The following is a 26,632-nucleotide window of genomic DNA, read 5'->3' as shown; positions in this document are numbered from 1 at the left end:
AATCGGTCTTTTTGTTGCATATCATATGAGGTCGCCACATAAAATGTACAAACTGTTTGTATGTAAAGGGTGATCTTATGAAAAGAGTGGACGAGTATCGAAAGAAAATAGCGCAGCGCCGCAAAATGAAGCAGCCAGCTGCTGCCCCTAAGAAGGCAGCTTTCAAGAAGAAAGATGATATTCCACCATGGGTCATGTTAACAGAAGAAGAAAAGCATTCTGGCTCGGCTTCCTACGAGTCAACGTCTCACCAAACGAAAAAATTTCGCCATCCGTTATTTCATTCAAATACATTTGTGCTTAAATGTTTACTTTCTGCCTCTCTTGTACTGATTGCCGCTATTACATTTAAAGGACAGGCGGGGCCTTTTCAGCAGCTGAAGCCGATGATCAGTCAAACCTTTGAACAAGATTTTCAATTTGCCGCCGCCAACCGGTGGTTTGAGAAAACTGTCGGAAACCCACTTGCCTTTTTAACCGATAGAAAAGAAGGGCAAAAGGACGTACAAGCCAATCAAGAACTGGCTGTCCCTGCCTCTGGAAAAGTACAGGAATCCTTTACGCAAAATGGTGCCGGAGTGAAAGTTGAAACATCTGCTGAAGCCATCGATAGTATGAAAGAAGGCTATGTCGTAGAAGTGAAAAAGAAAAGTGATACAGGGCTCACAGTCGTGGTGCAGCATGCAGATAACAGCTACAGCTGGTACGGCCAACTAAAAGAAGCTGATGTGGCTTTATACGATTTTGTCGATAAAGGGGAAAAAATTGGTCAAATTGCGCTCGATGAACAAGGCAAGGGGACATATTACTTTGCGATTAAGCAAAATGAACAGTTTATTGATCCCATTCAGGTGATGACCTTTGAATAGATGGCTGCTCATGCTGACAAAGGTCCATGTTCACCCGCTCCTTTGGATAGTCATGGCATTTGCCATGCTATCAGGTCAAATTAAGCCGCTGCTTTGTCTGCTCATCATCGTCTGTGTCCATGAGCTTGGACATGCAGCGGCTGCTTGTTATTATCACTGGCGGATTCGGCGGATTTTTTTACTGCCATTTGGCGGGGCGGTAGAAGTAGAAGAGCACGGGAACCGTCCGCTAAAAGAAGAGCTGGCGGTCATTTTATGCGGACCTCTTCAGCATGTCCCGCTCCAGCTCGTCGCCTGGCTTCTCATGGAAGCCTCACTTATTTCATATGACGTCTTTACGATGTTTACTTTTTATAATGTAGCGATTTTTCTAGTGAACCTTTTGCCCATTTGGCCGCTTGATGGCGGGAAATTATTCTTTTTGCTCTTATCTGTTTTTTACCCTTTCCAACAGGCACATGCCCTTGCAATAAAAGGCTCTCTCATTTTTTTCGGTCTTTTAACAGCAGGGTTACTCTGTTTTGCTCCGCTGCAATTCAATGGCTGGATCCTGCTCACTTTTTTAGCCTACTCGCTTGTGATGGAGCACCGGCAGCGGCATTATATTAGGGTGCGTTTTTTACTAGAACGTTATTACGGTAAAAAAGAGCAAAAGGTAGAGAAACTCATTCCGCTGAGAGCCAGTGCTGAGGAGAAAATATATGAAGTGATGGCGCGATTCCAAAGGGGCTGTAAGCATCCCATTATTATCGAACGGAATGGTGTGAAAATGAGCCAGCTCGATGAAAATGAATTGCTCCATGCTTATTTTTCAGATCGAAGAACCACCTCTTCCATGGAAGATCTTCTTTTGCCGTACTAATGGTGAAAATACATTGACATTCCGCGTCTAATTTGATATATTTTTTAATGTTATGGATATGTAGCACCCGTGCTACAACCGCGCGGAGCAGGTGTAAAGTGCCTATTGGCCCCCTGTATTCGGCGAGTCTGAGTTTATTAGGAGGTGCAGAGATGTACGCAATTATCGAAACTGGTGGTAAACAAGTAAAAGTTGAAGAAGGTCAAACTGTTTATGTTGAAAAACTAGCTGCTGAAGCAGGTGAAACAGTTACTTTCGAAAACGTATTGTTTGTCGGCGGAGACACTGTCAAAGTGGGTAACCCTTCAGTTGCTGGAGCAACAGTAACGGCTAAAGTTGAAAAACAAGGTCGCGGTAAGAAAATTACTGTGTTCAAGTACAAACCGAAGAAAAACAACCACAAAAAACAAGGTCATCGTCAACCTTACACTAAAGTTGTTATCGAAAAAATCAACGCTTAAGGCGTGTGAGTGATATGATCAAAGCAACCATTACTCGGTCGCCAGCAGATGAAAGCATTACGTCTTTTCAGATGACTGGACATGCCGAGTTTGCTGAAAAAGGTCAGGATCTCGTTTGTGCAGGTGTATCTGCTGTTGTTTTCGGGTCAGTCAATTCAATTATTGCACTGACAGGAATGGATCCACTGCTTGATATTGGAGATGAAGGCGGGTATTTCTCTTTTGAACTGCCAGCTGATACAGATCCAGTCACCTTTGAAAAAGCCCAGTTGCTTTTAGAAGGCATGGTCGTTTCCTTAGAAACAATTGAACGAGATTATCACGATTATGTGAGAATATCTACAAAAAAATAGGAGGTGAACTTCATGCTTAGATTAGATCTTCAATTTTTCGCATCTAAAAAAGGGGTAGGTTCTACAAAGAACGGACGTGACTCTGAGTCTAAACGTTTAGGCGCTAAACGTGCTGATGGTCAATTCGTAACTGGTGGTTCTATCCTTTATCGTCAACGTGGAACGAAAATCTATCCAGGTGAAAACGTTGGACGCGGAGGCGACGACACTCTTTTCGCTAAAATCGACGGAACGGTTAAATTCGAACGTTTCGGTCGTGACCGTAAAAAAGTGAGCGTATATCCTGCGGCACAATAATTGCTAAAAACTCCGGTCATTGACTGGAGTTTTTTTCACTTTTACAAGCAGTACCGAAGATGATAAAAGAAGATGCACTCCATAAATATCAAAGAACGTTTGCTGACTTTGCCTCATTTTCTCCTATACGATCAGAAAAAACAACCTTTCCTCACATAACTAGTGTTTTTCTATGCTGTCTTCTCTGTTATAATTCAGGGAGACATATTGATGATAAGACTCCTAAAAGAGAGACCAAACGATTGGGAGTGCGATAATGGAAGAGATACCAAGTAAAGAAAATGAAAAATTAACTCACGTTGCATTAACAAATGAATTGATCTATCTGCTTAGTCGTTCAAGACACGACTGGATGAATAAATTACAGCTGATCAAAGGCAACTTGACATTAGAAAAATATGACCGCGTGTTTGAAATTATAGAAGAAATGGTCATTGAAGCACAGCATGAATCCAAACTCTCAAATTTAAAAATTCCCCAATTGGCCTATTACTTTCTAACATTTAATTGGGAGTCGCATTTTATCACCTTAGAATATGAAGTGCTTGGTGAAACCCGAGACTTATCAGCATATGAATCACAGCTGCTATCGGTATCACAGGAGTTGTTTTCGATATTCGATCAATCAGTTTGCCAAAAAACTGAAAATCATTTAACGGTCACTTTCCAAACGGATCATGAAGAGAATGATGTGATCTTATATTTTGATTTCAAAGGAAAATTAACAAGTTTGGATGCGTTAAATGCGTTTCATGACGCAAACTATCCATGTATGAGTATAACGCAATTTCATGTGACGAATCACGAGTCCATGATTGAGCTTTGTTTGAGGCAAGAACGAGATATGTGATGCAGAGAAACGGAGGAAGTTATGTTTGTAGATCAGGTTAAAGTGTATGTTAAAGGCGGTGACGGCGGAAACGGTATGGTGGCGTTCCGTCGTGAAAAATATGTGCCAAAAGGCGGGCCAGCTGGCGGCGACGGCGGAAATGGTGCAGATGTAGTTTTTGAAGTAGACGAAGGACTCAGAACGTTAATGGACTTTCGTTATAAGCGTCATTTCAAGGCGGACCGCGGTGAGCATGGAATGAGTAAAAACCAGCATGGCCGAAATGCGGAAGAAATGATTGTTAAAGTTCCGCCGGGTACAGTGGTGACAGATGCTGAGACGGAACAAGTACTAGCTGATTTGACAGAGCATGGGCAGCGGGCTGTGATTGCCAAAGGTGGACGTGGCGGACGTGGAAATTCACGCTTCGCAACACCAGCAAACCCTGCACCACAGCTGTCTGAAAACGGTGAGCCAGGTAAAGAACGTGACGTCATCTTAGAATTAAAAGTACTTGCAGATGTTGGACTTGTTGGTTTCCCAAGTGTCGGGAAGTCAACGTTGCTTTCGATTGTCTCTTCTGCGAAACCAAAAATTGCGGATTATCATTTTACAACGCTTGTGCCAAACCTCGGAGTTGTTGAAACAGACGATAACCGAAGCTTTGTCATGGCGGATCTGCCAGGACTGATCGAAGGAGCGCACGAAGGTGTTGGCTTAGGTCATCAATTTTTACGCCACATTGAACGTACACGTGTCATTGTCCATGTCATTGATATGTCTGGACTTGAAGGGCGTGACCCATACGAAGATTACGTGACGATTAACGAAGAGCTTGAGCAATACAATATGAGATTGACAGAGCGTCCGCAAATCATTGTAGCGAACAAAATGGACATGCCGGATGCAGCTGACAATCTAGCGGCATTTAAAGAAAAATTAACAGATGACTATAAAGTGTTCCCAATTAGTGCGATCACAAGAGAAGGGCTTCGTGAGCTCTTATTTGAAATCGCCAATCAGCTTGAAACAACACCGGAATTCCCGCTCTACAATGAAGAAGAGCTCTCTGATAACCGTGTGATGTACAAGTTTGATGAAGGAGAAGCAGCATTTGAGATCTCAAGAGATCCTGATGGTACGTTTGTCTTAACTGGTAAAGCACTTGAGCGACTGTTTAAGATGACAGATTTCTCAAGAGACGAGTCAGTGAAACGATTCTCTAGACAGCTGCGCGGAATGGGCGTTGATGATGCCCTGCGTGAACGTGGTGCAAAAGATGGAGACATCATTCGTCTGCTTGAATTTGAATTTGAATTTATCGATTGATTAAAAGGAGGGTCCAGTTCATGGGCTCTCCCGTTTTTAAAAGGGGAGAAAACAGGTGAAAGAAGAAACGTTCTATTTAGTAAGAGAGGATGTACTTCCGGATGCGATGCGAAAAACGCTTGAAGTCAAAAAGCTTCTCGATCGCAAAAAAGCGGATTCAGTTGCCGATGCTGTTCAAAAAGCGGATTTAAGCCGCAGTGCTTTTTATAAATATCGAGATGCTGTTTTTCCATTTTATACGATGGTCAAAGAGCAGATCATCACATTGTTTTTCCACCTGGAGGATCGGTCTGGGGCTCTGTCTAGGCTGCTGCAAATTGTGGCTGACTCTGGCTGTAATGTGTTATCCATTCACCAAACGATTCCGTTGCAAGGAAGAGCGAATGTTACCCTGTCGATCAGTACGGCCGGCATGGCAGATGATATTAATACAGTCATGAATCAATTAAGAAAACTTGAATTTGTCGAAAAAGTTGAAATTCTAGGTTCTGGGGCGTAAAAGGAGAGATCATAGCAGATGAAGCAATTAACGGTAGGTTACTTTGGACCAGAGGCCACATTTACTCATTTGGCTGTCTGTTCTTGTTTTCCAAAAGATGCAGAGCAGCGGGCTTATGCAACCATTCCGCAATGTATGGATGCCGTGTCAAAGGGAGAAGTAGATTTGGCGGTCGTTCCACTTGAAAATGCACTCGAAGGATCTGTGAACTTAACAATTGATTATTTAATTCATGAGGACGCTTTGTCCATTGTGGGCGAAATGACAGCGCCGATTCGCCAGCACCTGCTTGTCCATCCATCGAGAGCGGAGAGCTGGGAGACATTAGATGTGATTCAGTCACATCCGCACGCCATTGCGCAGTGTCATCAATTTTTGAAGAAGCAGTTCCCTGATATTCCGCATCGGCCAGTGGAATCAACAGGCTATGCAGCAAAATACATTAGTGAGCATCCAGATGAAGCTGTTGGTGCGATTGCGAATGAAATCGCCGCAAAAACGTACGGATTGACGATTGCGAAAAAAGACATTCATGATTATCCGCACAATCATACACGCTTTGTTATTTTACATAAAGAGGCGAAGGCATCGTTCCCAATGAATTCTGGTTTTTCTTCAAAGCCAAAAACGACCATTGTTGTCAGCCTGCCAAAGGATGATCAGTCAGGTGCATTGCACCGCGTGTTATCAGCTTTTTCATGGCGGAATCTCAATTTGTCCAAAATTGAATCGCGTCCGACAAAAACAGGCCTTGGACACTATTTATTTATCATTGATATCGAAAAAGAGATGGATGATGTACTTGTCCCTGGCGCCATTCAAGAATTAGAAGCGATTGGCTGTGAAGTGAAACTACTCGGCAGCTATCAAACATATGAATTAACGAATGAAAAATAGTGTCCTCTTGGGGACACTATTTTTTTAGTCTTTAATGAGAAATCCAGCGTCATCAAGCGCTTGAATGGCTTGGTCAAGCTGCTTTTGGCTGTAGGAAGTAAGGGTATGTAAGTGTACGCCGTCTGTCAGCTCTGATAAGTAGGAGGCGCCCGTATTAGAAATATGATGAACGAAGTCAGCCACTTGTTTGCGCGTACTCACTCGAATAGAGGCCGTCAGCTCCCCGTAGACAGGGTGCTCAATGATCACGTCTTTCACCGTTACACCGTAGTCTACAATCAGTGTCAGCTCCTCTTCTGTACGATGAGGATCGTGCTTGCAAGCGATAATCTGTTCAATTTCAGTTTCCGGTGTATGCTGCGCCATATACACATAGCCTTGGCTTGTGGCAATAATGGGTTCATTTTTTGCTTTGAGTAATGAAATATCTTGTACAATGACTTGTCGTGAGACAGCGGCTTTTTTGGCTAAAAAACTTCCGGTGAGTGGTGTATCAGTCTCTTGTAGCCACTTTAAAATGGCGGTTCTTCTTTCTTCGCCAATGAGTTTTCTCTCTCGTTCCACGTTTTATGCTCCTTTCTTCTCCTTTTGCAAGCTCTCAAATGTATGCAAAAGCTGATCGATGTCATCCTTTGATGATCCTCGTCCAAATGATAGTCGAATAAATTGAAGGGCATCACGATCTGATACATGTAATGCCTTCACAGCAGGGGAAGGATGATGATAACCAGAAGCGCACGCACTTCCAGTAGATATACAAATTCCATGCCGGTTACAAGCTAACATTACATATTGTCCTTCAAACCCTTCAAAAAAACAACCAATAATATGAGGCAGCGTGCGGCGCTGGTCACTTTCTTGCAGCATGCGGACAGGCAGCTTCCGTTTTTTTAGCTGCTGAAGAAAATAATCACGAAGCTGAATATCTAGCTGTTGCTGTTGATCTATTTTCAGCATGATTTGCTCGCTCGCAGCTACAAAAGCACCGATGCATGGCACGTTCACTGTCCCTGGGCGTAGACCATTTTCCTGAACAGTATGTTGATATATAGGCTTCCAAGGGACATGTGCTCCCATATAGACAGCACCGGCGCCCTTAGGTGCATACACTTTATGACTCGAAATGGAGAGGGCATCAACTCCAAGTTCTTTAATCGACACACGCATTTTTCCGAATGTTTGCACTGCATCTGTATGAAAAAGAATATCTCTTTCTTTTAAGAGCGTCGCTAACTCAGCTAATGGCTGAATAATCCCAGTTTCTGAGTTGGCATGCTGGATGGATACTAGTCCGGTTTCAGGCAATAGCGCCTGTTTGAGAATCTCCTTTGTGATGATTCCTTCTTGATTCGGTTCTATGATCGTCACCTTCACACCGAGACGCTGCAAGGCATTAACCGCATGATGAACGGAAGGGTGCTCTACTGATGTGGTAATGACATGCTGTTTATGTGGAGGTAGCCCATTTATGATCGATTGAATCGCGAGGATATTGGATTCAGTTCCGCCACTTGTAAAGTAAATACTATCAGGTTCGCCCCCTAGAATCGCTGCAAGTGATTGTCTGCTATAAGCCAAGATTTCATTTGCTCTTCCTCCTGCATCATGCAGGCTGCTCGCATTTCCGTAACATTCTTTGCTCAACTGCTGAAATACATGCAGTGATTCCTCAGAAACAGGTGTAGAAGCTGCATAATCTAAATAAATCAAATCCATCCATCTCCTGTGTGAAAATTTTTTCTTGTATTTATTGTAGTATTGTGTAATGATATGTGTCAAGACAGGTGTAAATGACAGGAGGGGCAATTGTGTCATCTATCAAAAAAGTCATTGTGGTGGGGTCGGGCATTGCGGCTCTTTCCTTTGTGAATACGATCTCAGAGAACTGCCAAGTCATTATGATGACAAAAAAACAATTTTCCTCTAGTAATTCCATGCTCGCACAAGGGGGAATTGCTGCAGCCTTTTCTTCACATGATTCTGTCGATCAGCATGTGCAAGACACTTTAGCTGCGGGGTGTGGTCACAATGATGACAAAACTGTACAGGAGATCGTCCGTCATGGAAAAGATCTTGTAAAGAAGCTCGTAGAAGAGGGCTGCCCATTTGATCGAGATGAAACGGGAATTCCGCAGTTAGGTAAAGAGGGAGCCCATACGACCCATCGTATTCTGCATGCAGGGGGAGATCAAACAGGAAAAACCCTCGTGCAGTTTTTGAAAGGGAAGCTCGGCTCACACATTCATGTATATGAAAACCATTATGTCATGGATCTATTAGTTCATGAAGGGGTATGTACCGGTGTCGTGTGGAAAGACGAAAAAGGTCATGTACATACAATGACCGCAGATGCAGTTGTATTATCCACTGGCGGCTGTGGGTCCTTATATGAAACAAACACAAATGATCCGTCTGTGACAGGAGACGGTCTGATGATGGCCTATCGCGCAGGGGCACAGCTAGTAGATCTCGAATTTGTGCAATTCCATCCGACCCTTTTGACCACTTCAGGTAAAGCGATCGGTCTCGTATCAGAGGCAGTCAGGGGAGAGGGCGCCTATTTAGAAGATGAATCAGGCAGGCGGATCATGGAAGGAATTCACCCGCAGAGCGATTTAGCGCCTAGAGATGTGGTGGCAAGGACCATTTTCCATGAGCAGCAACTCGGTCATTCCATTTATCTGAACATCCGTGATATTCCGTATTTTTCTGCACGTTTTCCTGCGATTGCTTCAATGTGTCAGCGTGCGGGAGTTGATATGGCAAGCAGAAGGCTGCCAGTTTCACCCGGTATGCACTTTTTAATGGGTGGAATTAAGGTGAATGAACATGGAGAAACAACAGTTCCATCACTTTTTGCCATTGGTGAAGCAGCTTGTACAGGTTTACACGGCGCCAATCGATTGGCAAGTAATTCGCTCTTAGAAGGTCTCGTTTTAGGAAACAACGCAGCACGGTATATTGAGCGGTTGCAAGCCCGGCAAGATAAAAACCTTGCTCCTTCCATTCAAGAAGTATGGTCTGTCCCAACGGTGTCACTGGCTCAGCTCAGAAAATGGATGACAGCATATGCCGCAATTGTGAGAGATGAGAAAGGCTTACAGACTTTGCTCGATTATTTAGAACAAGTCTCTTTTCAGCAAATCAATGTGAAGAATATCACAAATGAACAGATCGAAATAACGAATCAATGGGCTTTAGCCATATGCCTTGTCAAATCCGCATTACTCCGAACAGAAAGCAGGGGCGGTCATTATCGCACCGATTATCCAAATCGGCACGATGCTTCGTGGCGAGCAAAACAGATTGTACATGAACAGGGCCATATTTATACCGTAAAAAATGAAAGGATTGGTGCCAAATGGAACGTTTACAGTTAAAGCAAATGCTCACTCATTTTTTAAAAGAAGATATTGGGTTTGGAGATGTATCCGCTGATGCCATCTTTGGAGACAAGAAAGGAACAGCTTACATCATGGCGAAACAATCAGGCGTATTGGCCGGGACACAAGTCATTGATATGGGATACAAACTGCTGAATGAACAAGTTCAAACTGAGCTGTTTTTCCAGGAAGGTGATTGGATTCATGAAGGGGCTGTACTGGCACAAATAACTGGCCCCGTCAACGACTTGCTGAAAGGGGAGCGGGTGGTGTTGAATATCCTGCAAAGAATGACAGGAATCGCTACACTAACGCATGAAGCAGTAGAGCGATTAGCTGATCCATCTATTACGATTTGTGATACGAGAAAGACGACACCCGGTTTGCGCATGCTGGAGAAGTACGCAGTAAAAGTCGGAGGCGGAAAGAATCATCGTTTCGGCTTATCCGATGGGGTGATGATTAAAGATAATCATATTGCGGCTTGTGGTTCTATCAGGGAAGCTGTGGAAAAAGCAAGAGCATACGCCGGTCATATGGTGAAAATTGAAGTGGAAATTGAATCAGAAGCACAGCTGATGGAAGCCATTGAAGCCAAAGCAGATGTCATCATGTTTGACAACTGCTCTCCAGACGAAGTGAAGCGCTTTAAACAAATGACCCCTGAAACCATATTGACTGAGGCATCAGGCGGCATCACGTTAGAGAATGTGGCTAACTACCGGGGGACAGGTGTAGACCTTATTTCACTTGGATTCCTCACACATTCTGCTCCATCATTCGATTTTAGTATGAATATGGAATTCAGCCATAAAGGGGGAACGACTCATGTCCATGCTTGATGTGTTAGCAGCGCAACATACAGCCATGATGCCAGATGAATATAAACTGCGCTCTTATGATGAAATGAAAGAGAGAGTATTAGAGATTAAACGCGCCTTTGGATCAAAGCTTTTTATACCGGGTCATCATTATCAAAAAGATGAAGTCATCCAATTTGCTGATGTGACAGGTGATTCATTGCAGCTTGCACAAATTGCTGCTGACAATCACGAAGCAGAATACATTGTATTTTGCGGGGTTCATTTTATGGCAGAAACGGCCGATATGCTATCAAAAAAGAATCAGCACGTCTTTTTGCCAGATATGAGAGCAGGTTGTTCAATGGCAGATATGGCGAATATGAAACAAACAGACAGGGCGTGGGATCAGCTCACTGAGCTGTTTGGAGATACGATCCTTCCACTGACTTATGTAAACTCAACGGCTGATATTAAAGCATTTGTCGGCAAACATGGCGGATCGACTGTCACATCTTCAAACGCTAAAAAAGTATTGGAGTGGGCGCTGACCCAAAAAGAGCGAATTCTTTTTCTTCCTGATCAGCATTTAGGGCGTAACACGGCCTATGATTTAGGGATTCCGCTAGAGGAAATGGCTGTCTGGGATCAAATAGAAGAAAAGCTCATCACCGATCAACCGCTTCATCGAATTAAAATGATTTTATGGAAAGGTCATTGCTCTGTTCATGAGAAATTTACCATTGAGAATATTGAACAAACGAGAAAACGAGACCGTGACATACAGATTCTTGTTCATCCAGAGTGTACGCATGAAGTCGTAAAGGCATCTGATCTAGCTGGTTCAACGAAATTTATTATTGATACGATCAAGCAGGCACCAGCAGGAAGCAAGTGGGCCATTGGAACAGAAATGAATTTAGTGAACCGCATCATTGACCAGCACCCTGACAAACAAATCGAATCCCTCAATCCAGATATGTGTCCATGTTTGACAATGAACCGTATTGATCTGCCTCATCTACTATGGTCACTTGAAAGCATTGAAAAAGGGGAGCCAGTCGGTTTGATTCAAGTGAATGAAGAGACGACAAAAGAGGCATTGCTCGCTTTAAATAAGATGCTGACCATTAAATAATGAAGTGTCCCCTCCTATCAGAAAACAAGTTTTTATCATATCGGCTTGTAAATAGGCATAAATTTATGTTGAAACATATTGTACTTCTGACATAACCGCTACGTTCACGTTTTGCATAGGAGGGGAAAACGTTGAAAATTCATATTGTGCAAAAAGGAGACTCCCTTTGGAAAATTTCAAAGAAGTACGGAGTCGACTTTCAAGAATTGAAAAAATTAAATTCGCAGCTCAGTAATCCAGATTTAATTATGCCAGGAATGAAAATCAAAATTCCATCTAGTGGTGTTCCTGTCAAAACCGATCATCACAAAGCAAAAGAAATGCCAAAAGCAAAAGAACACCCGTATGTAAAAGAAAAGCCAAAGGATGTCGTGCAAGTTCAAGATACGAAGCCGAAGGAAAAGCCGAATGAACCGGTACCTTATGTGCCACCAGTACCAAAGATTGAACAGCCAGTTTTTCCACAAGTTGATGTAAACTATTATCAGACGAATCTCTACCAGCCATTCACGCCTCCTCCGAAAAAAGAACATCATGAGAAAAAAGATTACGTTCATGAAAAGAAAGATCATGTTCATGAGAAAAAGGATCATAAAGATCACAAGGACCATTTTCATCATGAAAATAAGGATCATTTCAAAGATGAAGTGGCAAAGGGATATGATCCATTCATTCATATCCCACATCAAAAAGAGGAGGGAAAAGATATGGAACATAGTAATTACCCAAACCTTCCTAATTTCCCGCAAATGCCGAATGTTGGAGGGGCAGCAGTAGGGGGCATGGCTGAAAATAAAGAGCATCACCACCATCATCAAGAGTCATATGATCCTTATTATGGTTATGGTCATTACATGCCAGCAATGTATCCATATCCGCAACAAATGGTACCCGCTTCTCCTATTTTACCGGGATCAGGCCTTTGTTATCCGGTACAGCCGTATTATCATCATCACATGATGCCGTACCCTTACCCGGCGGCTCAGCCATATTATCCTGCGTATCAAGCACCGGCTTATTATGGTGAAAATCACGAGCATCATGCAAACGAGGGGCATCACTGGCACCACCATATGCATCCAAATGCAGGAGCGAATGCGAATGCCAATGTCAATCAAGGCTTTTATCCAAACGCTCCAAATGAAGCATATGGCAAGGAAGACTGCGGATGCGATGATGGGATGAAGCATCATCAACCATGGCCTGGACATTATCCAAACCCTATTCCATATGGTCAAATGGGTGCTTATCCAGCTCAGCCTTATATGCAGCAGCCTTATCAAAACCCATCTGTCTTTGCAAGACCAGAAGAAGACGAAGAAGATTAATGACACAAGGGACGATCTCAATCGTTCCTTTTTTTGTTTATAACTGACAGCTTGTTTTTGTCCTCAACTGTACATGCTAATACAGAGCCTGTTTTGCGCTCATGAGATTCAATTTGTACAGGGGGTTTTTCGTTTGAGACAAAAATGGCAAAAAACAATCGCCTTAGTGCTTCTACCTATTGGATTAACGGCATGTGGTACAAATAACAATGCGGGTGTAGATACACGTCATAATCAATCTGGCCAGCCAGTTGGATACCACTCCAATCAACAGGCAACAGACAACAACCAAGATCATCAAGGACCGGTTTCTGAGCTTATGGAGGGAATGAACGGAAGAAATACAACGAATGTTGATGATCGTTCACGCCCTACACAGGATCAAGTGAGAATGCCGCTTACTGGTGGAGATGGACGCTACAGTCATGGAGATATGAACTATCATAACCAAATGTCGTTCTCTGGCTACGATAAACAAGAGAACATCCAGCGTTCAAGAAAAATCGCCAACCGAGTGAACAAAATGAACCATGTGACAGACTCACAAGTCATGGTGACGGATGAAAATGTGTATATTGCTCTTAAAACAGATGGGCGCTTGACATCAGAGGGTGTATCACAAGTAGAAGAAGCAGCGACTCGTTATGCAGACGGTAGAGCTGTCCAAGTCATTAAAGACGAAGGCGCATTTACACGCTTCAGAGATATGAGAAAAACGCAATTTGAAACAGGTCAGACAGGCATGACCCGATAGGCTGGAATAAAAAAGGCTAAAGTTCATGACGAACTTTAGCCTTTCTTTAAAAATAAACTTTGATCCCAATATAAAATTCATAAAAGAAATAACAGCCAAATCCAAGTAATAAAATACCGGCAACAATGGATGTCCACTTAATCATTGTTCGGTTCATCACTTTTCTTGTTAGGGAAACAATTGTGAGAAGACCGATGTCATGAAGAAGAATCCCTGCCAAAATACCCGCAGCAGCCAATATAAATTCAGATGAATTTGTATTCGTATAAGCATCTGCCAGTACAGCACCAAACACAGATACCCAGAACACAAGGTTTCCAGGGGATACCGCGACGAGCAACCCATTTCGGTATGTTTTGGTGAATGATTTATTCACTTTTTCTCCTGCTAAATGGATGTCTTGATCCGCATTTTTAATCGAATCGTAGGCAAGAATCATTAAAAAGATGGCACCGATCAGCCAGAGCGGAATTTGGATAAAGGGCAAAGATAAAAATTGAGCAAATCCAGCATATAAAGCCAAGATGAGCAATATATCGATGGTCATACCACCAGCGCCTACAGTTAATCCATGAAAGAATCCGTTTTTTAATCCCTGCTTTGTCATTTCAACCGTGATCGCTCCAACAGGTAGAGCAATTGAGAATCCAACGACGATAAATGTAAGAAATGTTTGCAATCGACTAGAACTTCCTTTGAATCATGTTTGTATAAAAATTCTCCGTTTAGATTAATTATACATATTAGGAGAAAAGGATCAATGATTATTTCTGATTTAATCGAAATGAGAGAGATAAATCGTGTATAGAAAGATGTATATCGTGAAGATCGTGTATTCATTGTAGGGGAAAGGAACTATTTTCCTAAAACTTCTTTTTTTCATTTCTCAGCTATGCTACACTGTTGTGGAAATCAATATAAGTGACTAGGGGTGCCCGGAAATGCGGGCTGAGAGAGAAGACAAGCTTCTTAACCCTTTGGACCTGATCTGGCTCGTACCAGCGTGGGGAAGTTGAAGATGATACATGTGCCATATGAATGGCATACATGTTTTTTTCTGACGACGAAACCAGGTTCTTTACATAGAATCTGGTTTTTTGCTGGTGCTGATTCCATCCTGACCGGTCACACGAAAAGAAGGAGAGAACAGCAAATGAATGAAAAGACAAATGTTCCATCAACGCAATCTTTATTATCAAACTTTGAAGGCAGTCGAAAGGTATATGAACAAGGCTCGAGACCTGACATTTTGGTGCCAAAAAGAGAAATCGTGCTCACAAATACAGTGACACAAGCAGGTGATATCCAAAATGAACCGATTCGTGTGTACGATACAAGTGGACCGTATACAGATGAGGAGGCTCATATTGATGTCACAAAGGGATTAAAGCGTCTGAGATCAGAATGGATTAAGGAAAGAGAAGATACTGAAAGCTATGAAGGGCGTCAAGTAAAGCCAGAAGATAATGGATATCGCTTGAATGGGAAAGAATCCTTTCAAGCTGCCCATACAGATTTTCATCATGTGCCGCTCCGCGGGAAACAAGGTGCTTGTGTGACGCAAATGCATTATGCAAAAAAGGGGATCATTACGCCTGAAATGGAGTTTATCGCTTTGAGAGAACAGCTAAGTCCTGAGTTTGTTAGAGAGGAAGTGGCTAGTGGAAGAGCGGTCATTCCAGCGAATATCAACCATCCTGAAAGTGAGCCGATGATCATCGGGAAGAATTTTCACGTGAAAATTAATGCGAATATTGGCAATTCAGCTGTGACGTCGTCCATTGAAGAAGAGGTGGAGAAGATGACATGGGCAATTAGATGGGGGGCAGATACGATGATGGATCTGTCTACAGGAAAGGATATTCATACAACGAGAGAATGGATTATCCGCAATTGCCCAGTCCCAGTAGGAACTGTCCCGATTTATCAGGCACTTGAAAAAGTGAATGGAATCGCAGAAAATTTGACGTGGGAAGTATACCGAGACACATTAATTGAACAGGCAGAGCAAGGGGTTGACTACTTCACCATTCATGCGGGCGTCCTGTTAAGGTATATTCCGCTCACAGTCGACCGGGTCACAGGAATTGTTTCAAGAGGCGGAGCCATTATGGCAAGATGGTGTCTCGCTCATCATCAAGAGAACTTTCTGTATACCCATTTTGAAGAAATTTGTGAAATCATGAAAACATATGACATTGCCTTTTCGCTTGGGGACGGGCTCAGACCTGGATCCATTGCGGACGCAAATGACGAAGCACAGTTTGCAGAGCTGGAAACGTTAGGGGAATTGACAGAGATCGCTTGGAAACATGATGTGCAGGTCATGATTGAAGGACCTGGTCATGTTCCGATGGATAAAATCAAAGAGAATGTCGATAAGCAGATGGAGATATGCAAAGAGGCACCTTTTTATACGTTAGGCCCTCTAACAACAGATATTGCACCGGGATATGATCATATTACATCCGCGATCGGTGCGGCGATGATCGGCTGGTATGGAACAGCCATGCTGTGCTATGTGACACCAAAAGAGCATTTAGGTCTGCCGAACAAAGAAGATGTAAGAGAAGGTGTCATCGCCTATAAAATCGCCGCACATGCAGCTGATGTAGCAAAAGGACATCCTGCTGCTCAAAAGCGTGATGATGCCTTATCAAAAGCGAGATTTGAATTCAGATGGCGGGATCAATTTCATCTGTCACTTGACCCAGAACGAGCGCTGGCATTCCATGATGAAACATTGCCTGCTGAAGGTGCTAAAACCGCTCATTTCTGTTCCATGTGTGGACCAAAGTTTTGCAGTATGAAAATATCCCATGACATCCGCAACCAATCAGAAGAAGTGAAAAGAGAGATGGAGAAGAAGGCAAAAGAGTTTATCAATCAAGGCAGTCAAATCTATCAATCCTAAAAAAAACCTCGCACTCCTCTAGTGCGGGGTTTTATAAAACGGCTGAAATGGCTTTTCTCACGAGGTGGAAAAATGCTTTTACTGCAATCGCCATCGTTTCAATACTTGGGATGAGGGCATCTGTTAAATGAAATAGAACTGTTTGTCTCTCTGGAGATGTTCGTTTTTTCTTTTGTTTCATAAAGACAGCCTCCTTTTCATTTAATATACTTCTTTTGAAGAGTATATAGATAGATATGTTGTGCGAATTTAAACAAAATTTAAACTTCTTGTGTTTAGAAGGAAAGAAGCAGGGGAAACGGATTGAATAGAGAATGAATGAAAAGAGCTGACCGATTCGGTTAGTGAACAAGACAGAGTGGAAGGTGATCTTATGATGAAAGTATTTAAGGTAACATTTCATATGAACAATGGGGAAGTGCTCGATTTCGAGCTGAAACGTCCAGCTACCTATGATGTGTATAAAAAAATTGAGGAAGCCAATCATTGGTTTAAGCTGAATAATGAAATCATTAACCTATTAAATGTGAATAGTATCCATGTAGAAACAGAATAAAACAGAAAGCCGCTCAAAGAGAGCGGCTTTCAGCGTGTAGACAAACCCTCGCATTCGGTGTCAGTCCTGCGTGCCGGTGCTCACGAATGTCAAATTCGCTCCGCGCCGGTACTCGTCATTCCTAGGGCTGCAAAGGTTTTCTATCACGCTGAAAAGAAGACAAAGAGCTAAAATAAAGTACATTTTAGCCCTTTGTCAACAATCTGAAAGCCTCTCTTTTCGAGCGGCTTTCATTATGCAGTAAAATCATTTCGATTGTTCAGCTGACCTCGAGACAGCCAGTTTTTCTTATACAAATAGGCAATCACTTCAAGCCATAGCCGCGGCGCTTTTTTAGGGAAAAAAGGTTTTTGATAATAGGCGTATGCAGCTTTTAAATCATCCCATTGATGACATGTTTTCGTTTGCGTGAAGCGGGCGACGTCAATGACCCTGACGCGGCCATCCTTTGTTAAAATTAAATTCCGCAGATGAATATCAGAAGGATTTAAACCTTTCGCGCGTGCTTCTTCCAATGCATCATCTACTTGTTCAATCATTTGTTTTTTGATCGGAATTCCTTTTGTCAGGCATTCATAGAAAGTATAACCTTTAATATATTCCATTAAAATATACTGATCCCCAGACTCGTAAATCTCAGGATAATAGGAGGAGCCGGAAAGTTTTTCATAAATTGCAGCCTCTTTGCGGGCGATGTTTCGATAAGAAGGAAAAAAGACTTTTAACGCCATTTTTTTGCCGTCTTTTTTGTATGAAAATACATAGGCACTTCTTCCTTTGCCGCACAGCTCAAGCTCAGCCGGTTTAAAGACGAGCTTATTAAAACGCTTTTCTTCTTGATACTGAATCGATTCGGCTAATCTTTTGACATCTGACATTGACTTCACCTTCTTTGGTTTCAGTTTATGCGGCTGAAAAACGAATGATGAAAAAACCATGTAATTCGGTAGAGCAATGGATTGTATAAAACATAACATTTACGCACGAAGGATACAACGAAAGACTCTCAATATGTGTCAAGACATCGATTTGGTTAATGTTTAGCAAAATGGGTCAAACTACATATGTCATGCATCGATCTTATGTTCTAAAGAGGTGTAAATAGTGAAAGTGAAAATAAAGTATTTCGTTACAGGACTTATCATGACAAGTGTACTCTTTTTCGCTGTTGATATGGAAGCAGCAGAACACTTGCAAAAAGAGTCAAAAACCATCAACGTTCAGCTTGAAAAGGTCTATCTAGACGGCGATGTAAGTATTGAAAGACAGCGGGCATCATTAGAAGACAAAGACACATTTTGGGCCCAGTATAAGGGCTGGACATTGGTAGAACAGCGAGAGGATTTTGCCCTTTTTAGAAAGCAAATTGACGATATATCGCCTTTGAGTAAAGCAAATGGATATATCGGATTATCAGAAGACGGCGTGATTTCTACGTTTCATGGAAGGCCTGACGGGTGGGCGGAGCCTATTCATCTCTTTTTTCAAATTGATACGTCCCGCTTGGAAAGTCATGTAGAGCAGCAGCTTGCACAAGGCATTCCGTTTCGAACAAAAGATGAATTTGAGCATGTGCTTGAAGTCATGAAACCTTACCGAAATGAACAATCGTTTTAATCGTATGACAGCTTGCTGGTGTGAAGACCGCAAGCTCTTTTTCATGGGTTGACGATGAAAAAAGGCTGAGCGAACGTATGTTAACTTTTATTACGGTTTTCTCTTCGATTTATGTTACAATGGAGAACAGTCAAAGAGGTGAAAACGGTGATAGAGTTTGTAAAAGGGACCATTGATTATGTGTGCCCGCAATATGTTGTCATTGAAAACGGCGGAGTGGGATATCAAGTCTATACCCCAAATCCGTTTATCTATCGAGTAACAAAACAAGAAACGATTTATACGTATCATTACATAAAGGAAGACGCTTTTTCGTTATATGGATTCCAAACACGAGAAGAAAAAGCGTTGTTCACAAAACTGTTAAATGTCACAGGGATTGGACCGAAGGGTGCGCTTGCGATTCTTGCTTCCGGTGACCCTGGCGCTGTCATTTCAGCGATCGAACGAGAGGATGAAGCTTTCCTCATTAAATTCCCGGGTGTTGGCAAAAAAACAGCACGTCAGATCATTCTAGATCTGAAAGGGAAGCTCGCAGATGTGGTGCCTGAAATGATAGGAAACTTATTTAACCACGAGGATCATATCCAGATTGAAACGCAGCAAAGCGCTTTAGATGAAGCGGTTGAAGCCTTAAGTGTCCTTGGGTATGGTGATCGTGAAATCAAAAAGGTTCTTCCTTTATTAAAAGAAGAGAAGAATCTTACAACCGATCAATATGTGAAAAAAGCTTTACAAAAAATGTTGAAATAGGGTGATGTCTCATGGATGAACGGCTCGTCTCAACTGAAGCAGACAACCATGAATCAGCCATTGAGCAAAGTCTGCGTCCACAGACGCTTAGTCAATATATTGGCCAGCAGAAAGTAAAGGATAATCTCAGCGTATTTATTGAAGCTGCCCGAATGAGGCAGGAAACGCTGGATCACGTCCTTTTATATGGACCGCCGGGACTTGGAAAAACAACGCTTGCGTCGATCATTGCCAATGAAATGAATGTTCAGCTGCGTACAACGTCTGGACCAGCGATTGAACGCCCTGGCGATTTGGCGGCGATCTTAACATCTCTTGAACCTGGCGATGTTCTGTTTATTGATGAAATTCATCGCTTGCAGCGTTCAATAGAGGAAGTGCTATATCCAGCGATGGAGGACTTTTGTCTAGATATCGTGATTGGAAAAGGAGATACAGCACGCTCTGTGCGGCTTGATTTACCGCCATTTACGCTTGTAGGTGCTACAACCCGTGTTGGGCTTTTAACAGCGCCGCTTCGTGATAGGTTTGGGGTTCATGCAAGATTGGAATACTATGAGCAAAGAGATTTGGCTCACATTGTAGCAAGAACAGCCGAGCTGTTTGAGATTGGGATCGACATTCGTTCAGCTGAAGAGATTGCAAGAAGATCTAGAGGCACACCGAGGGTCGCCAATCGTCTGCTCAGAAGAGTGAGAGATTTTGCGCAGGTGCTTGGAAATCATGCGATCACACAAGAAATTGCAGAAGATGCTCTTGAGCGTCTGCAAGTTGACAGACTCGGACTTGATCATATCGATCATAAGCTGCTTTTAAGTATGATTGAAAAATTTAGAGGCGGTCCTGTTGGACTTGATACGATCTCAGCGACAATTGGAGAAGAATCACATACGATTGAAGATGTGTACGAACCGTATTTACTGCAAATTGGTTTTCTGCAAAGAACACCAAGAGGGCGGGTCGTCACAAGAGAAGCGTATGAACATTTTCATATGGAGGTTCCGATTCGTGACTGAATTCCCTAAAATGTTGATGATTTTAGGTGGTGTCCTTTTTGCCGCAGGTTTAGTGTTTCAATTGGTTGGGAAACTTCCAGGCGATATTTTCGTGAAAAAAGGGAACGTAACGTTCTTTTTTCCTGTGATTACATGCATTGTCATTAGCATCGTCCTAACCATTTTACTCAATGTCTTCGGACGGATGAAATAACGTTAACTAGTTAACTACAGAATAGGTGAAGGAAATGAAGTTAGAACTATTTGATTTTGATTTACCAGAAAGATTGATTGCACAAGTGCCGCTTGAAAAACGAGATGCATCAAGACTGATGGTCTTAAATAAACAAACAGGTGACATCACACATGATACATTCTCGCAAATCACAGATTACTTTCAAAAGGGTGATTGTCTCGTTTTAAACAATACACGTGTATTGCCTGCACGTCTGTTTGGAACGAAAGAGGATACGGGTGCTAAAGTGGAGCTGCTTCTTTTAAAACAAGAAGAAGGAGACAAGTGGGAAACGCTCGTGAAACCAGCAAAACGTGTGAAAAACGGAACAGTCATTACATTTGGTGATGGACGATTAAAAGCGGTATGTACAGAAGAACTGGAACATGGCGGAAGAAAAGTTGAGTTTCAGTATACAGGCATTTTTTATGAAGTACTTGAATCCTTAGGTGAAATGCCACTGCCTCCGTACATTAAAGAGCAGCTTGACGATCGTGAGCGTTATCAAACCGTTTATTCCAAAGAGGTTGGTTCGGCTGCTGCGCCTACTGCCGGTCTTCACTTTACGAATGAACTGCTGGATGCACTGAAAGCAAAAGGAGTGCATATTGCGTTTATTACGCTCCATGTAGGGCTTGGCACATTTCGACCGGTCAGTGCTGAACGCATTGAAGAACATGAAATGCACGCAGAGTTTTACGAAATGAATGAACAAACGGCAGAAGAGCTTAATCGCGTGCGCAAAGAAGGCGGGCGGATTATTTCAGTCGGAACAACTTCGACAAGAACGCTTGAAACCATTGCAAGTGCTTATGATGGTGAATTCAAAGCGTCAAGCGGCTGGACATCGATTTTCATTTACCCAGGCTATACATTTAAGGCAATTGATGGCATGATCACGAATTTCCACTTGCCAAAATCGTCTTTAATTATGCTTGTCAGTGCATTAGCTGGACGAGAACACGTCCTAAAAGCGTACAATGAAGCTGTAAAAGAGGAATACCGATTCTTCAGTTTTGGCGATGCCATGCTGATTCAATAACATCATACAACAAAGACAGGAGGGCTCATTTTTGTCGCAATTACCGATACGTTATGAGTTCATTAAATCATGCAAACAAACAGGTGCACGTCTTGGACGCGTTCATACACCGCACGGCTCCTTTGAAACACCTGTATTTATGCCAGTTGGTACACTGGCTACAGTGAAAACAATGGCGCCTGAAGAGTTAAAAGCAATGGAAGCAGGCATCATTTTAAGCAATACGTATCATCTATGGCTGCGTCCGGGGCATGACATTGTCAAAGAAGCAGGTGGTCTGCACAAATTTATGAACTGGGATCGAGCGATTCTAACAGATTCAGGCGGTTTCCAAGTGTTTTCTTTAAGTGAATTTAGAAAAATTGAAGAAGAAGGCGTTCACTTTCGTAATCACTTAAATGGAGATAAGTTGTTCCTTTCTCCTGAAAAAGCGATGGAGATTCAAAATGCGCTCGGCTCAGATATTATGATGGCATTTGACGAATGCCCTCCGTATCCAGCAGAGTACGATTATATGAAACGGTCTGTAGAGCGGACAAGCAGATGGGCAGAGCGCTGCTTAACAGCGCACCAGCGTCCAGAGGATCAAGGGCTGTTTGGCATTGTGCAGGGCGGAGAATACGAAGAGCTTCGTAAACAAAGTGCAAAAGATCTTGTTTCACTTGATTTCCCAGGCTACGCCATTGGAGGTTTATCTGTTGGTGAACCTAAAGATGTGATGAACCGTGTGCTGGAGTTCACAACGCCATTTTTACCGGATGACAAGCCAAGGTACTTAATGGGTGTTGGCTCACCAGATTCATTAATTGACGGCGCGATTCGCGGTGTCGATATGTTTGACTGTGTACTGCCGACGCGAATTGCAAGAAACGGTACGCTCATGACAAGTGAAGGACGCCTTGTTGTGAAAAATGCTAAATATGAGCGTGATTTCAGACCAATCGATGAAAATTGTGACTGCTACACATGTAAAAACTACACACGCGCTTATATTAGACATTTAATCCGTACAAATGAGACGTTCGGAATTCGATTAACAACTTATCATAATCTTCATTTTCTGTTAAAATTAATGGAGCAAGTGAGAGAAGCTATCCGTGAGGATCGTTTAGGTGATTTTAGAGAAGAGTTTTTTGAGCGTTATGGCTTTAACAAACCGAATGCGAAAAACTTTTAACGCATAAACGAAAAGCTTTACAATGCTTTAGAAAGGGGTGAGATAGAATGGATGGTGGTATGGGTTCAATCATTATGATTGTTGTCATGTTTGCTGTGCTTTACTTCTTGTTAATCCGTCCACAGCAAAAGCAACAAAAAGCTGTGCGTCAGATGCAGCAATCTTTATCAAAAGGCGATAAAATCGTCACAATCGGTGGTTTACACGGTGAAATCGACTACATTGATGAATCAAAAGTGGTCATCAAAACAAGCGAAAACAACCGTTTAACTTTCGACCGACGTGCTATTAGAGAATTAGCTGACAAAGGTTAATCCTCCAATACATAGCGATAAAAAAAGAGCGATATCATTCGCTCTTTTTTTATTTGCCCCGAAGATTAACGCCAATCATTCCCCCTAGCATACAAATTCCCAAAAAGGCTGCATGATAGATGAATTGTTCTGGTGAAAAGGTTTCTCCAAACCCTAAATATTGAAATAAAAAAACAGTGAGTGAAAAGATAAAAGAGGTCATGGCGCCAATGAGCCAGCCCCGTTCCTTTGCTTTCCCTCCAGAAATCATTCCTCCTAGAAAAAGTGCCGCAAAGGACAAGATCATGATCATCCATTTAAACGATGATTCCTGCATACTTGTGAAGGTAAGCATCAGTGATACAAGTAAGCTTGTGACAATCATCACGACAAAAATAGCAATTAAGCCAGATAAAATGCCTTTTCCTATTTGTTTCGTTTCCTGCATGTGATTCGTCTCCTCTCCAATTGACCGAAGCTTGTCTTTTACTAAAATGTATTCACGGAGAAGAAAAAATAGACATGTTTCTCGTGATAAAAACCGAGGCTTTCTTTTCTACATAAATAAAGTGTTTTGACACAAGCTATGGTGGAGAAGGAGGGGGTGCATCATATGCAGGACATCTTAATTATCTCCATGAGAACGATCATTTTATATTTTCTCATTTGGTTTATCTTTCGTTTAATGGGCAAAAGGGAGATTGGGGAACTGAGTATTTTAGATCTTGTTATTTTTATGATGATCGCTGAAATTGCGGTGCTCGCCATAGAAGAAGTAGAGGATCACATGTTACATACAGTATGGCCGATCCTGCTGTTAACCTTCATTCAAATCACCCTTGCCTATTTGTCACTAAAATTCCAAGGTGTCCGTCGTTTTCTCGACGGTAAGCCGGCCCTGCTCATCATCAACGGTAAAATAGATGAGGGTGCGATGAGAAAACAGCGATACAATTTTGATGATTTGCTGATTCAATTAAGAGAAAATAACATCGATAGTATCCAGGATGTCTCATATGCCATCTTAGAGCCTTCAGGAAAGCTCGCCGTTGTTGAAAAAGAAAACAAGCGCAAACATGCAGCGCTTGAGCTCCCGCTTATTGCAGACGGTGTGGTTCAGCATGATCATCTCAAGCAGATCAACCATGATGAACAGTGGCTGATAAAGGAGCTTGCCAAAAGAGGCTATCATGACATCGAGCAGATCTCCTACTGTAGCTTTAATCAGAAGGATTTTTATATTGATTTGAAAGATGAAGTGATCAAGAAAGAATGAGCTAAAGCAGCTTCCCAATAAACGGGATGCGGCGTAGCTCTTCTCGTTTCACTAGCCCAAGACAGATTAATAGAATGACATACAGCATGCACGTCAAAAAGATCATCATGACAAGCTCTAAAGGTGCGGAAAAGAGTCCGCTCGCTTGATGTTTCATCCATAAGCTGACCGCCCCAGTACCGATGATCACAAGGACGCAAAGTCCATATTCTTTTAATGGTAAATGAATAGGCAGTACTTTACCGACAGTTGCCGCATGGAGCAACGTGACAAGAACGATGCCGATGAGTATCGCAAGCGCTGCGCCCATAATGCCAAAGCTTGGCTGTGAAGCAAGAACAAAGATCATACCTGTTTTCACAACAGCTCCTATCAAACTGTTGGTCATCGCTGCCCCCGCTAAATTTAATGCTTGAAGGACAGCCTGCAGCGGCCCTTGAAAGTAATAGAGCAAAAAGAAGGGGGCCATGAATTTTACATAGACAGCGGCATGAGATGAACCATACATGAAGAGGGTTAAATTTTCTGCATACACGAAAAGGATAATACATGAAATGCCCCCGCTTAATAAACAAAGGCGCATCGCCTGCTTGAGCCGGTATTCGACCGTTTTGCGTTTGTTCTGTTCCATCCCCTCACTAATCGCTGGAACTAGTGCGGTGGAGAGAGAATACGTGATAAAACTAGGAAGTGTCAAAAGGGTGAGCGCAAGTCCTGTCAATTCTCCGTACTGCCTTGTTGCTTCCACAGCTGCATAACCGGCAATCGCAAGGCTTTGAGCGACGACAATCGGTTCTAAAAACCAAGAGATATTGCCGATGAAACGGCTGCCTGTCGTTGGCAGGGCAATACTCATGAGTTGCTTAAACGTGTCCTTCCCATCATGAATTGCCTTGAAAAAACGTTTTCGGATACGGATGGTCTTTTTATAACGAAAGGCAATCAGTAAGTAAGCAAGTGAAATCATTTCGCCAATGACAGATGAAATCATGGCGCCTGCTGCTGCGTATTCAATTCCATAAGGCAGGAACGCTGTTGTACATACTGCTACGAGTGAAATTCTTGCGACCTGTTCTAGTACTTGCGACATCGCAAGCGGGCTCATTTGCTGTCTTCCTTGGAAATAGCCCCTTAACACACTTGAGATCGCAATAACGGGTACGACTGGTGTAATGGCAAGCAGAGGATAGACCGTTCTAGGATCTGTCAGCATATTTTCCGCCATAATAGGGGCAAACCATAAAAAGAGCGGCGTGAAAATCAGGCTGAGTGTTCCTGTTATTGCAAGGGACATCACTAGAATGCGTTTTGTTTTCTGTTTGTCACCACGGGCTTCTGCTTCTGCGACTAGCTTACTAATCGCAACAGGAAGTCCGAATTGTGTCAGCGTCACGGCGAGAAAAAAGGTAGGCGCTGCCATCATATAAAGCCCTACGCCTTCTTCACCAATGAACCTTGCAATCACAATTCGATTGACAAAACCCAATATTCTTGTAATAAAACCTGCTAAAATTAAAATAATGGTCCCTTTTAAAAACGTTTGCTTCGTCAAATCACAGATCACCTGCCTTCTCAAACGACATAGAATCATATACAATAAGATATGCGTGTATATCGTCCAAGCATGACAAGTCTCTCGATAAAAAACTGAAAAGGGGGAGCCTCACATTGACACAACATCCGGCTGCTATATACAAAGACCATTTAAAGCCTTTTCTGTTCAGTAAGCTTGAAGAATTCATCGTTTTGGGCTATAAAGATGTAGATTTAGAGGAATTATGGTCATACTTAGAGAATAAGAAGTGGAAGAAAAAACAAGAGTATCCGATTCATGAAATGGTTGCAGATATTTTATCTGTGAAAATTGGCGAATTTATGAACTATGCAACCGTTCAGTCGTTTAAAACGTCTGCTTTTTTGGACAGTGAAGATGGCAAGAATATGCTGGACGAACTGTTGAAATAAGCCATCTAAA

The 26,632-nt window shown here is 42.5% G+C and carries 32 protein-coding genes, 1 riboswitch and 1 other annotated feature; of the genes, 25 read left to right on the top strand and 7 right to left on the bottom strand.

Features of this window, described 5'->3' with window-relative positions; genetic code table 11:
• Nucleotides 1-77: 77 nt before the first annotated feature.
• From ACNO7B_RS12575 to pheA, 9 genes are all read left to right on the top strand, one after another.
• Nucleotides 78-869: a peptidoglycan DD-metalloendopeptidase family protein gene (locus tag ACNO7B_RS12575; protein WP_410685066.1), complete on the top strand. Its 792-nt coding sequence runs from the start codon at nt 78-80 to the stop codon at nt 867-869.
• Nucleotides 862-1,731: a M50 family metallopeptidase gene (locus tag ACNO7B_RS12570; RefSeq protein ID WP_024718398.1), complete on the top strand. Its 870-nt coding sequence runs from the start codon at nt 862-864 to the stop codon at nt 1,729-1,731. The genes ACNO7B_RS12575 and ACNO7B_RS12570 overlap by 8 nt, the downstream gene beginning before the upstream one ends.
• 66 nt (nt 1,732-1,797) lie before the next feature.
• Nucleotides 1,798-1,871, top strand: a sequence feature (ribosomal protein L21 leader region).
• Nucleotides 1,872-1,883: 12 nt separating this feature from the next.
• Nucleotides 1,884-2,192, top strand: a complete 309-nt coding sequence (gene rplU / locus ACNO7B_RS12565) for a 50S ribosomal protein L21 (RefSeq protein ID WP_003216781.1) — start codon at nt 1,884-1,886, stop codon at nt 2,190-2,192.
• 14 nt (nt 2,193-2,206) lie between these two features.
• The gene (locus ACNO7B_RS12560) at nt 2,207-2,545 is read left to right on the top strand and encodes a ribosomal-processing cysteine protease Prp (RefSeq protein ID WP_007501524.1); all 339 of its coding nucleotides are present in this window, start codon (nt 2,207-2,209) and stop codon (nt 2,543-2,545) included.
• 12 nt (nt 2,546-2,557) lie between these two features.
• Complete coding sequence (gene rpmA, locus ACNO7B_RS12555) at nt 2,558-2,842, top strand: 50S ribosomal protein L27 (RefSeq protein ID WP_003216586.1); 285 nt, start codon at nt 2,558-2,560, stop codon at nt 2,840-2,842.
• A 256-nt stretch (nt 2,843-3,098) separates the two neighbouring features.
• Nucleotides 3,099-3,692 carry a sporulation initiation phosphotransferase B gene (locus ACNO7B_RS12550; RefSeq protein WP_135226651.1) on the top strand — a complete coding sequence of 198 codons (594 nt, stop codon included), beginning with the start codon at nt 3,099-3,101 and terminating at the stop codon, nt 3,690-3,692.
• A gap of 21 nt (nt 3,693-3,713) precedes the next feature.
• Nucleotides 3,714-5,000 (top strand): GTPase ObgE, encoded by a 1,287-nt coding sequence (gene obgE / locus ACNO7B_RS12545; protein WP_007501521.1) that lies wholly within the window; start codon nt 3,714-3,716, stop codon nt 4,998-5,000.
• Between the two features lie 55 nt (nt 5,001-5,055).
• Complete coding sequence (locus ACNO7B_RS12540) at nt 5,056-5,499, top strand: ACT domain-containing protein (RefSeq protein ID WP_008342790.1); 444 nt, start codon at nt 5,056-5,058, stop codon at nt 5,497-5,499.
• 18 nt (nt 5,500-5,517) lie between these two features.
• Nucleotides 5,518-6,396: a prephenate dehydratase gene (pheA, locus tag ACNO7B_RS12535; protein ID WP_057079252.1), complete on the top strand. Its 879-nt coding sequence runs from the start codon at nt 5,518-5,520 to the stop codon at nt 6,394-6,396.
• Between the two features lie 24 nt (nt 6,397-6,420).
• On the opposite strand, the gene ACNO7B_RS12530 is transcribed toward pheA, so the two are convergent.
• The gene (locus ACNO7B_RS12530) at nt 6,421-6,960 is read right to left on the bottom strand and encodes a transcription repressor NadR (protein WP_065460808.1); all 540 of its coding nucleotides are present in this window, start codon (nt 6,958-6,960) and stop codon (nt 6,421-6,423) included.
• Between the two features lie 3 nt (nt 6,961-6,963).
• On the bottom strand, nt 6,964-8,112 hold the full coding sequence (locus ACNO7B_RS12525; protein WP_065460806.1) for an IscS subfamily cysteine desulfurase: 1,149 nt from the start codon (nt 8,110-8,112) through the stop codon (nt 6,964-6,966).
• A 92-nt stretch (nt 8,113-8,204) separates the two neighbouring features.
• Between ACNO7B_RS12525 and nadB the strand changes: the two genes are divergently transcribed.
• The 5 genes from nadB to ACNO7B_RS12500 all read left to right on the top strand — a co-directional run bounded on the left by nadB (nt 8,205) and on the right by ACNO7B_RS12500 (nt 13,799).
• Nucleotides 8,205-9,776 carry an L-aspartate oxidase gene (nadB, locus tag ACNO7B_RS12520; RefSeq protein WP_417901569.1) on the top strand — a complete coding sequence of 524 codons (1,572 nt, stop codon included), beginning with the start codon at nt 8,205-8,207 and terminating at the stop codon, nt 9,774-9,776.
• Nucleotides 9,758-10,621, top strand: a complete 864-nt coding sequence (nadC, locus tag ACNO7B_RS12515) for a carboxylating nicotinate-nucleotide diphosphorylase (protein WP_017358129.1) — start codon at nt 9,758-9,760, stop codon at nt 10,619-10,621. Before nadB ends, nadC begins: the two co-directional genes overlap by 19 nt.
• Nucleotides 10,608-11,717 carry a quinolinate synthase NadA gene (gene nadA / locus ACNO7B_RS12510; protein WP_046344123.1) on the top strand — a complete coding sequence of 370 codons (1,110 nt, stop codon included), beginning with the start codon at nt 10,608-10,610 and terminating at the stop codon, nt 11,715-11,717. Before nadC ends, nadA begins: the two co-directional genes overlap by 14 nt.
• Before the next feature lie 131 nt (nt 11,718-11,848).
• Nucleotides 11,849-13,045 carry a SafA/ExsA family spore coat assembly protein gene (gene safA / locus ACNO7B_RS12505; protein WP_417901568.1) on the top strand — a complete coding sequence of 399 codons (1,197 nt, stop codon included), beginning with the start codon at nt 11,849-11,851 and terminating at the stop codon, nt 13,043-13,045.
• A 133-nt stretch (nt 13,046-13,178) separates the two neighbouring features.
• Complete coding sequence (locus tag ACNO7B_RS12500; protein WP_008342769.1) at nt 13,179-13,799, top strand: YhcN/YlaJ family sporulation lipoprotein; 621 nt, start codon at nt 13,179-13,181, stop codon at nt 13,797-13,799.
• A gap of 46 nt (nt 13,800-13,845) precedes the next feature.
• Here ACNO7B_RS12500 and ACNO7B_RS12495 read toward each other — a convergent pair whose 3' ends face one another.
• Complete coding sequence (locus ACNO7B_RS12495) at nt 13,846-14,478, bottom strand: LysE family transporter (protein WP_417901567.1); 633 nt, start codon at nt 14,476-14,478, stop codon at nt 13,846-13,848.
• A gap of 238 nt (nt 14,479-14,716) precedes the next feature.
• A riboswitch (TPP riboswitch) is annotated at nt 14,717-14,826 on the top strand.
• A 126-nt stretch (nt 14,827-14,952) separates the two neighbouring features.
• Between ACNO7B_RS12495 and thiC the strand changes: the two genes are divergently transcribed.
• Nucleotides 14,953-16,713, top strand: a complete 1,761-nt coding sequence (thiC, locus tag ACNO7B_RS12490; protein WP_417901566.1) for a phosphomethylpyrimidine synthase ThiC — start codon at nt 14,953-14,955, stop codon at nt 16,711-16,713.
• A 31-nt stretch (nt 16,714-16,744) separates the two neighbouring features.
• Here thiC and ACNO7B_RS12485 read toward each other — a convergent pair whose 3' ends face one another.
• Nucleotides 16,745-16,894 carry a hypothetical protein gene (locus tag ACNO7B_RS12485; RefSeq protein ID WP_164071257.1) on the bottom strand — a complete coding sequence of 50 codons (150 nt, stop codon included), beginning with the start codon at nt 16,892-16,894 and terminating at the stop codon, nt 16,745-16,747.
• A 192-nt stretch (nt 16,895-17,086) separates the two neighbouring features.
• Here ACNO7B_RS12485 and ACNO7B_RS12480 point away from each other — a divergent pair, with 192 nt between their 5' ends.
• Nucleotides 17,087-17,269: a hypothetical protein gene (locus ACNO7B_RS12480; RefSeq protein ID WP_008342761.1), complete on the top strand. Its 183-nt coding sequence runs from the start codon at nt 17,087-17,089 to the stop codon at nt 17,267-17,269.
• Nucleotides 17,270-17,502: 233 nt separating this feature from the next.
• On the opposite strand, the gene ACNO7B_RS12475 is transcribed toward ACNO7B_RS12480, so the two are convergent.
• Entirely contained in the window at nt 17,503-18,147 is a 645-nt protein-coding gene (locus ACNO7B_RS12475; RefSeq protein WP_017367714.1) for a serine/threonine protein kinase, read from the bottom strand.
• Between the two features lie 226 nt (nt 18,148-18,373).
• On the opposite strand from ACNO7B_RS12475, the gene ACNO7B_RS12470 reads away from it, so the two are divergent.
• The 7 genes from ACNO7B_RS12470 to yajC all read left to right on the top strand — a co-directional run bounded on the left by ACNO7B_RS12470 (nt 18,374) and on the right by yajC (nt 23,402).
• A complete protein-coding gene (locus ACNO7B_RS12470) occupies nt 18,374-18,886 on the top strand; it encodes an intercompartmental signaling factor BofC (RefSeq protein ID WP_008342756.1) in 513 nt (170 codons plus the stop codon).
• A 147-nt stretch (nt 18,887-19,033) separates the two neighbouring features.
• Nucleotides 19,034-19,639: a Holliday junction branch migration protein RuvA gene (gene ruvA, locus ACNO7B_RS12465; RefSeq protein WP_017358123.1), complete on the top strand. Its 606-nt coding sequence runs from the start codon at nt 19,034-19,036 to the stop codon at nt 19,637-19,639.
• Nucleotides 19,640-19,650: 11 nt separating this feature from the next.
• Nucleotides 19,651-20,655, top strand: a complete 1,005-nt coding sequence (gene ruvB / locus ACNO7B_RS12460; protein WP_136944770.1) for a Holliday junction branch migration DNA helicase RuvB — start codon at nt 19,651-19,653, stop codon at nt 20,653-20,655.
• A complete protein-coding gene (locus tag ACNO7B_RS12455) occupies nt 20,648-20,848 on the top strand; it encodes a DUF2905 domain-containing protein (protein WP_008342752.1) in 201 nt (66 codons plus the stop codon). The genes ruvB and ACNO7B_RS12455 overlap by 8 nt, the downstream gene beginning before the upstream one ends.
• Before the next feature lie 34 nt (nt 20,849-20,882).
• Nucleotides 20,883-21,911: a tRNA preQ1(34) S-adenosylmethionine ribosyltransferase-isomerase QueA gene (queA, locus tag ACNO7B_RS12450; protein WP_008342750.1), complete on the top strand. Its 1,029-nt coding sequence runs from the start codon at nt 20,883-20,885 to the stop codon at nt 21,909-21,911.
• A gap of 31 nt (nt 21,912-21,942) precedes the next feature.
• Nucleotides 21,943-23,088, top strand: a complete 1,146-nt coding sequence (tgt, locus tag ACNO7B_RS12445) for a tRNA guanosine(34) transglycosylase Tgt (protein WP_008342748.1) — start codon at nt 21,943-21,945, stop codon at nt 23,086-23,088.
• A gap of 47 nt (nt 23,089-23,135) precedes the next feature.
• Nucleotides 23,136-23,402: a preprotein translocase subunit YajC gene (yajC, locus tag ACNO7B_RS12440; RefSeq protein ID WP_003216659.1), complete on the top strand. Its 267-nt coding sequence runs from the start codon at nt 23,136-23,138 to the stop codon at nt 23,400-23,402.
• A gap of 49 nt (nt 23,403-23,451) precedes the next feature.
• On the opposite strand, the gene ACNO7B_RS12435 is transcribed toward yajC, so the two are convergent.
• The gene (locus ACNO7B_RS12435) at nt 23,452-23,829 is read right to left on the bottom strand and encodes a TIGR04086 family membrane protein (protein WP_007501492.1); all 378 of its coding nucleotides are present in this window, start codon (nt 23,827-23,829) and stop codon (nt 23,452-23,454) included.
• Between the two features lie 165 nt (nt 23,830-23,994).
• On the opposite strand from ACNO7B_RS12435, the gene ACNO7B_RS12430 reads away from it, so the two are divergent.
• Complete coding sequence (locus ACNO7B_RS12430; RefSeq protein WP_017358120.1) at nt 23,995-24,657, top strand: DUF421 domain-containing protein; 663 nt, start codon at nt 23,995-23,997, stop codon at nt 24,655-24,657.
• A gap of 1 nt (nt 24,658) precedes the next feature.
• Here the strand turns inward: ACNO7B_RS12430 and spoVB are convergent, their stop codons facing one another.
• Entirely contained in the window at nt 24,659-26,209 is a 1,551-nt protein-coding gene (gene spoVB, locus ACNO7B_RS12425) for a stage V sporulation protein B (protein ID WP_056705836.1), read from the bottom strand.
• 116 nt (nt 26,210-26,325) lie between these two features.
• On the opposite strand from spoVB, the gene ACNO7B_RS12420 reads away from it, so the two are divergent.
• The gene (locus ACNO7B_RS12420) at nt 26,326-26,622 is read left to right on the top strand and encodes a post-transcriptional regulator (protein WP_003216788.1); all 297 of its coding nucleotides are present in this window, start codon (nt 26,326-26,328) and stop codon (nt 26,620-26,622) included.
• Nucleotides 26,623-26,632 lie beyond the last annotated feature (10 nt).

The sequence above is a fragment of the Bacillus sp. AK25 genome, assembly GCF_048270685.1.
Taxonomy (GTDB): Bacteria; Bacillota; Bacilli; order Bacillales; family Bacillaceae; genus Bacillus; species Bacillus altitudinis.
The sequence above is the reverse complement of the archived record's forward strand: the minus strand, read 5'-3'. Positions and strand labels throughout refer to the sequence as shown.

Bases quoted from the DNA above. Each gene is read 5' to 3' on its own strand.
- obgE (WP_007501521.1), top strand. From the start codon at position 3,714: ATGTTTGTAGATCAGGTTAAAGTGTATGTTAAAGGCGGTGACGGCGGA.
- pheA (WP_057079252.1), top strand. From the start codon at position 5,518: ATGAAGCAATTAACGGTAGGTTACTTTGGACCAGAGGCCACATTTACT.
- ACNO7B_RS12560 (WP_007501524.1), top strand. From the start codon at position 2,207: ATGATCAAAGCAACCATTACTCGGTCGCCAGCAGATGAAAGCATTACG.
- yajC (WP_003216659.1), top strand. From the start codon at position 23,136: ATGGATGGTGGTATGGGTTCAATCATTATGATTGTTGTCATGTTTGCT.
- ACNO7B_RS12525 (WP_065460806.1), bottom strand. From the start codon at position 8,112: ATGGATTTGATTTATTTAGATTATGCAGCTTCTACACCTGTTTCTGAG.
- rpmA (WP_003216586.1), top strand. From the start codon at position 2,558: ATGCTTAGATTAGATCTTCAATTTTTCGCATCTAAAAAAGGGGTAGGT.
- nadA (WP_046344123.1), top strand. From the start codon at position 10,608: ATGTCCATGCTTGATGTGTTAGCAGCGCAACATACAGCCATGATGCCA.
- thiC (WP_417901566.1), top strand. From the start codon at position 14,953: ATGAATGAAAAGACAAATGTTCCATCAACGCAATCTTTATTATCAAAC.
- rplU (WP_003216781.1), top strand. From the start codon at position 1,884: ATGTACGCAATTATCGAAACTGGTGGTAAACAAGTAAAAGTTGAAGAA.
- ACNO7B_RS12435 (WP_007501492.1), bottom strand. From the start codon at position 23,829: ATGCAGGAAACGAAACAAATAGGAAAAGGCATTTTATCTGGCTTAATT.
- ACNO7B_RS12430 (WP_017358120.1), top strand. From the start codon at position 23,995: ATGCAGGACATCTTAATTATCTCCATGAGAACGATCATTTTATATTTT.
- ACNO7B_RS12475 (WP_017367714.1), bottom strand. From the start codon at position 18,147: ATGTCAGATGTCAAAAGATTAGCCGAATCGATTCAGTATCAAGAAGAA.
- ACNO7B_RS12575 (WP_410685066.1), top strand. From the start codon at position 78: ATGAAAAGAGTGGACGAGTATCGAAAGAAAATAGCGCAGCGCCGCAAA.
- queA (WP_008342750.1), top strand. From the start codon at position 20,883: ATGAAGTTAGAACTATTTGATTTTGATTTACCAGAAAGATTGATTGCA.
- ACNO7B_RS12485 (WP_164071257.1), bottom strand. From the start codon at position 16,894: ATGAAACAAAAGAAAAAACGAACATCTCCAGAGAGACAAACAGTTCTA.
- ACNO7B_RS12480 (WP_008342761.1), top strand. From the start codon at position 17,087: ATGATGAAAGTATTTAAGGTAACATTTCATATGAACAATGGGGAAGTG.
- ruvB (WP_136944770.1), top strand. From the start codon at position 19,651: ATGGATGAACGGCTCGTCTCAACTGAAGCAGACAACCATGAATCAGCC.
- ACNO7B_RS12550 (WP_135226651.1), top strand. From the start codon at position 3,099: ATGGAAGAGATACCAAGTAAAGAAAATGAAAAATTAACTCACGTTGCA.
- nadC (WP_017358129.1), top strand. From the start codon at position 9,758: ATGGAACGTTTACAGTTAAAGCAAATGCTCACTCATTTTTTAAAAGAA.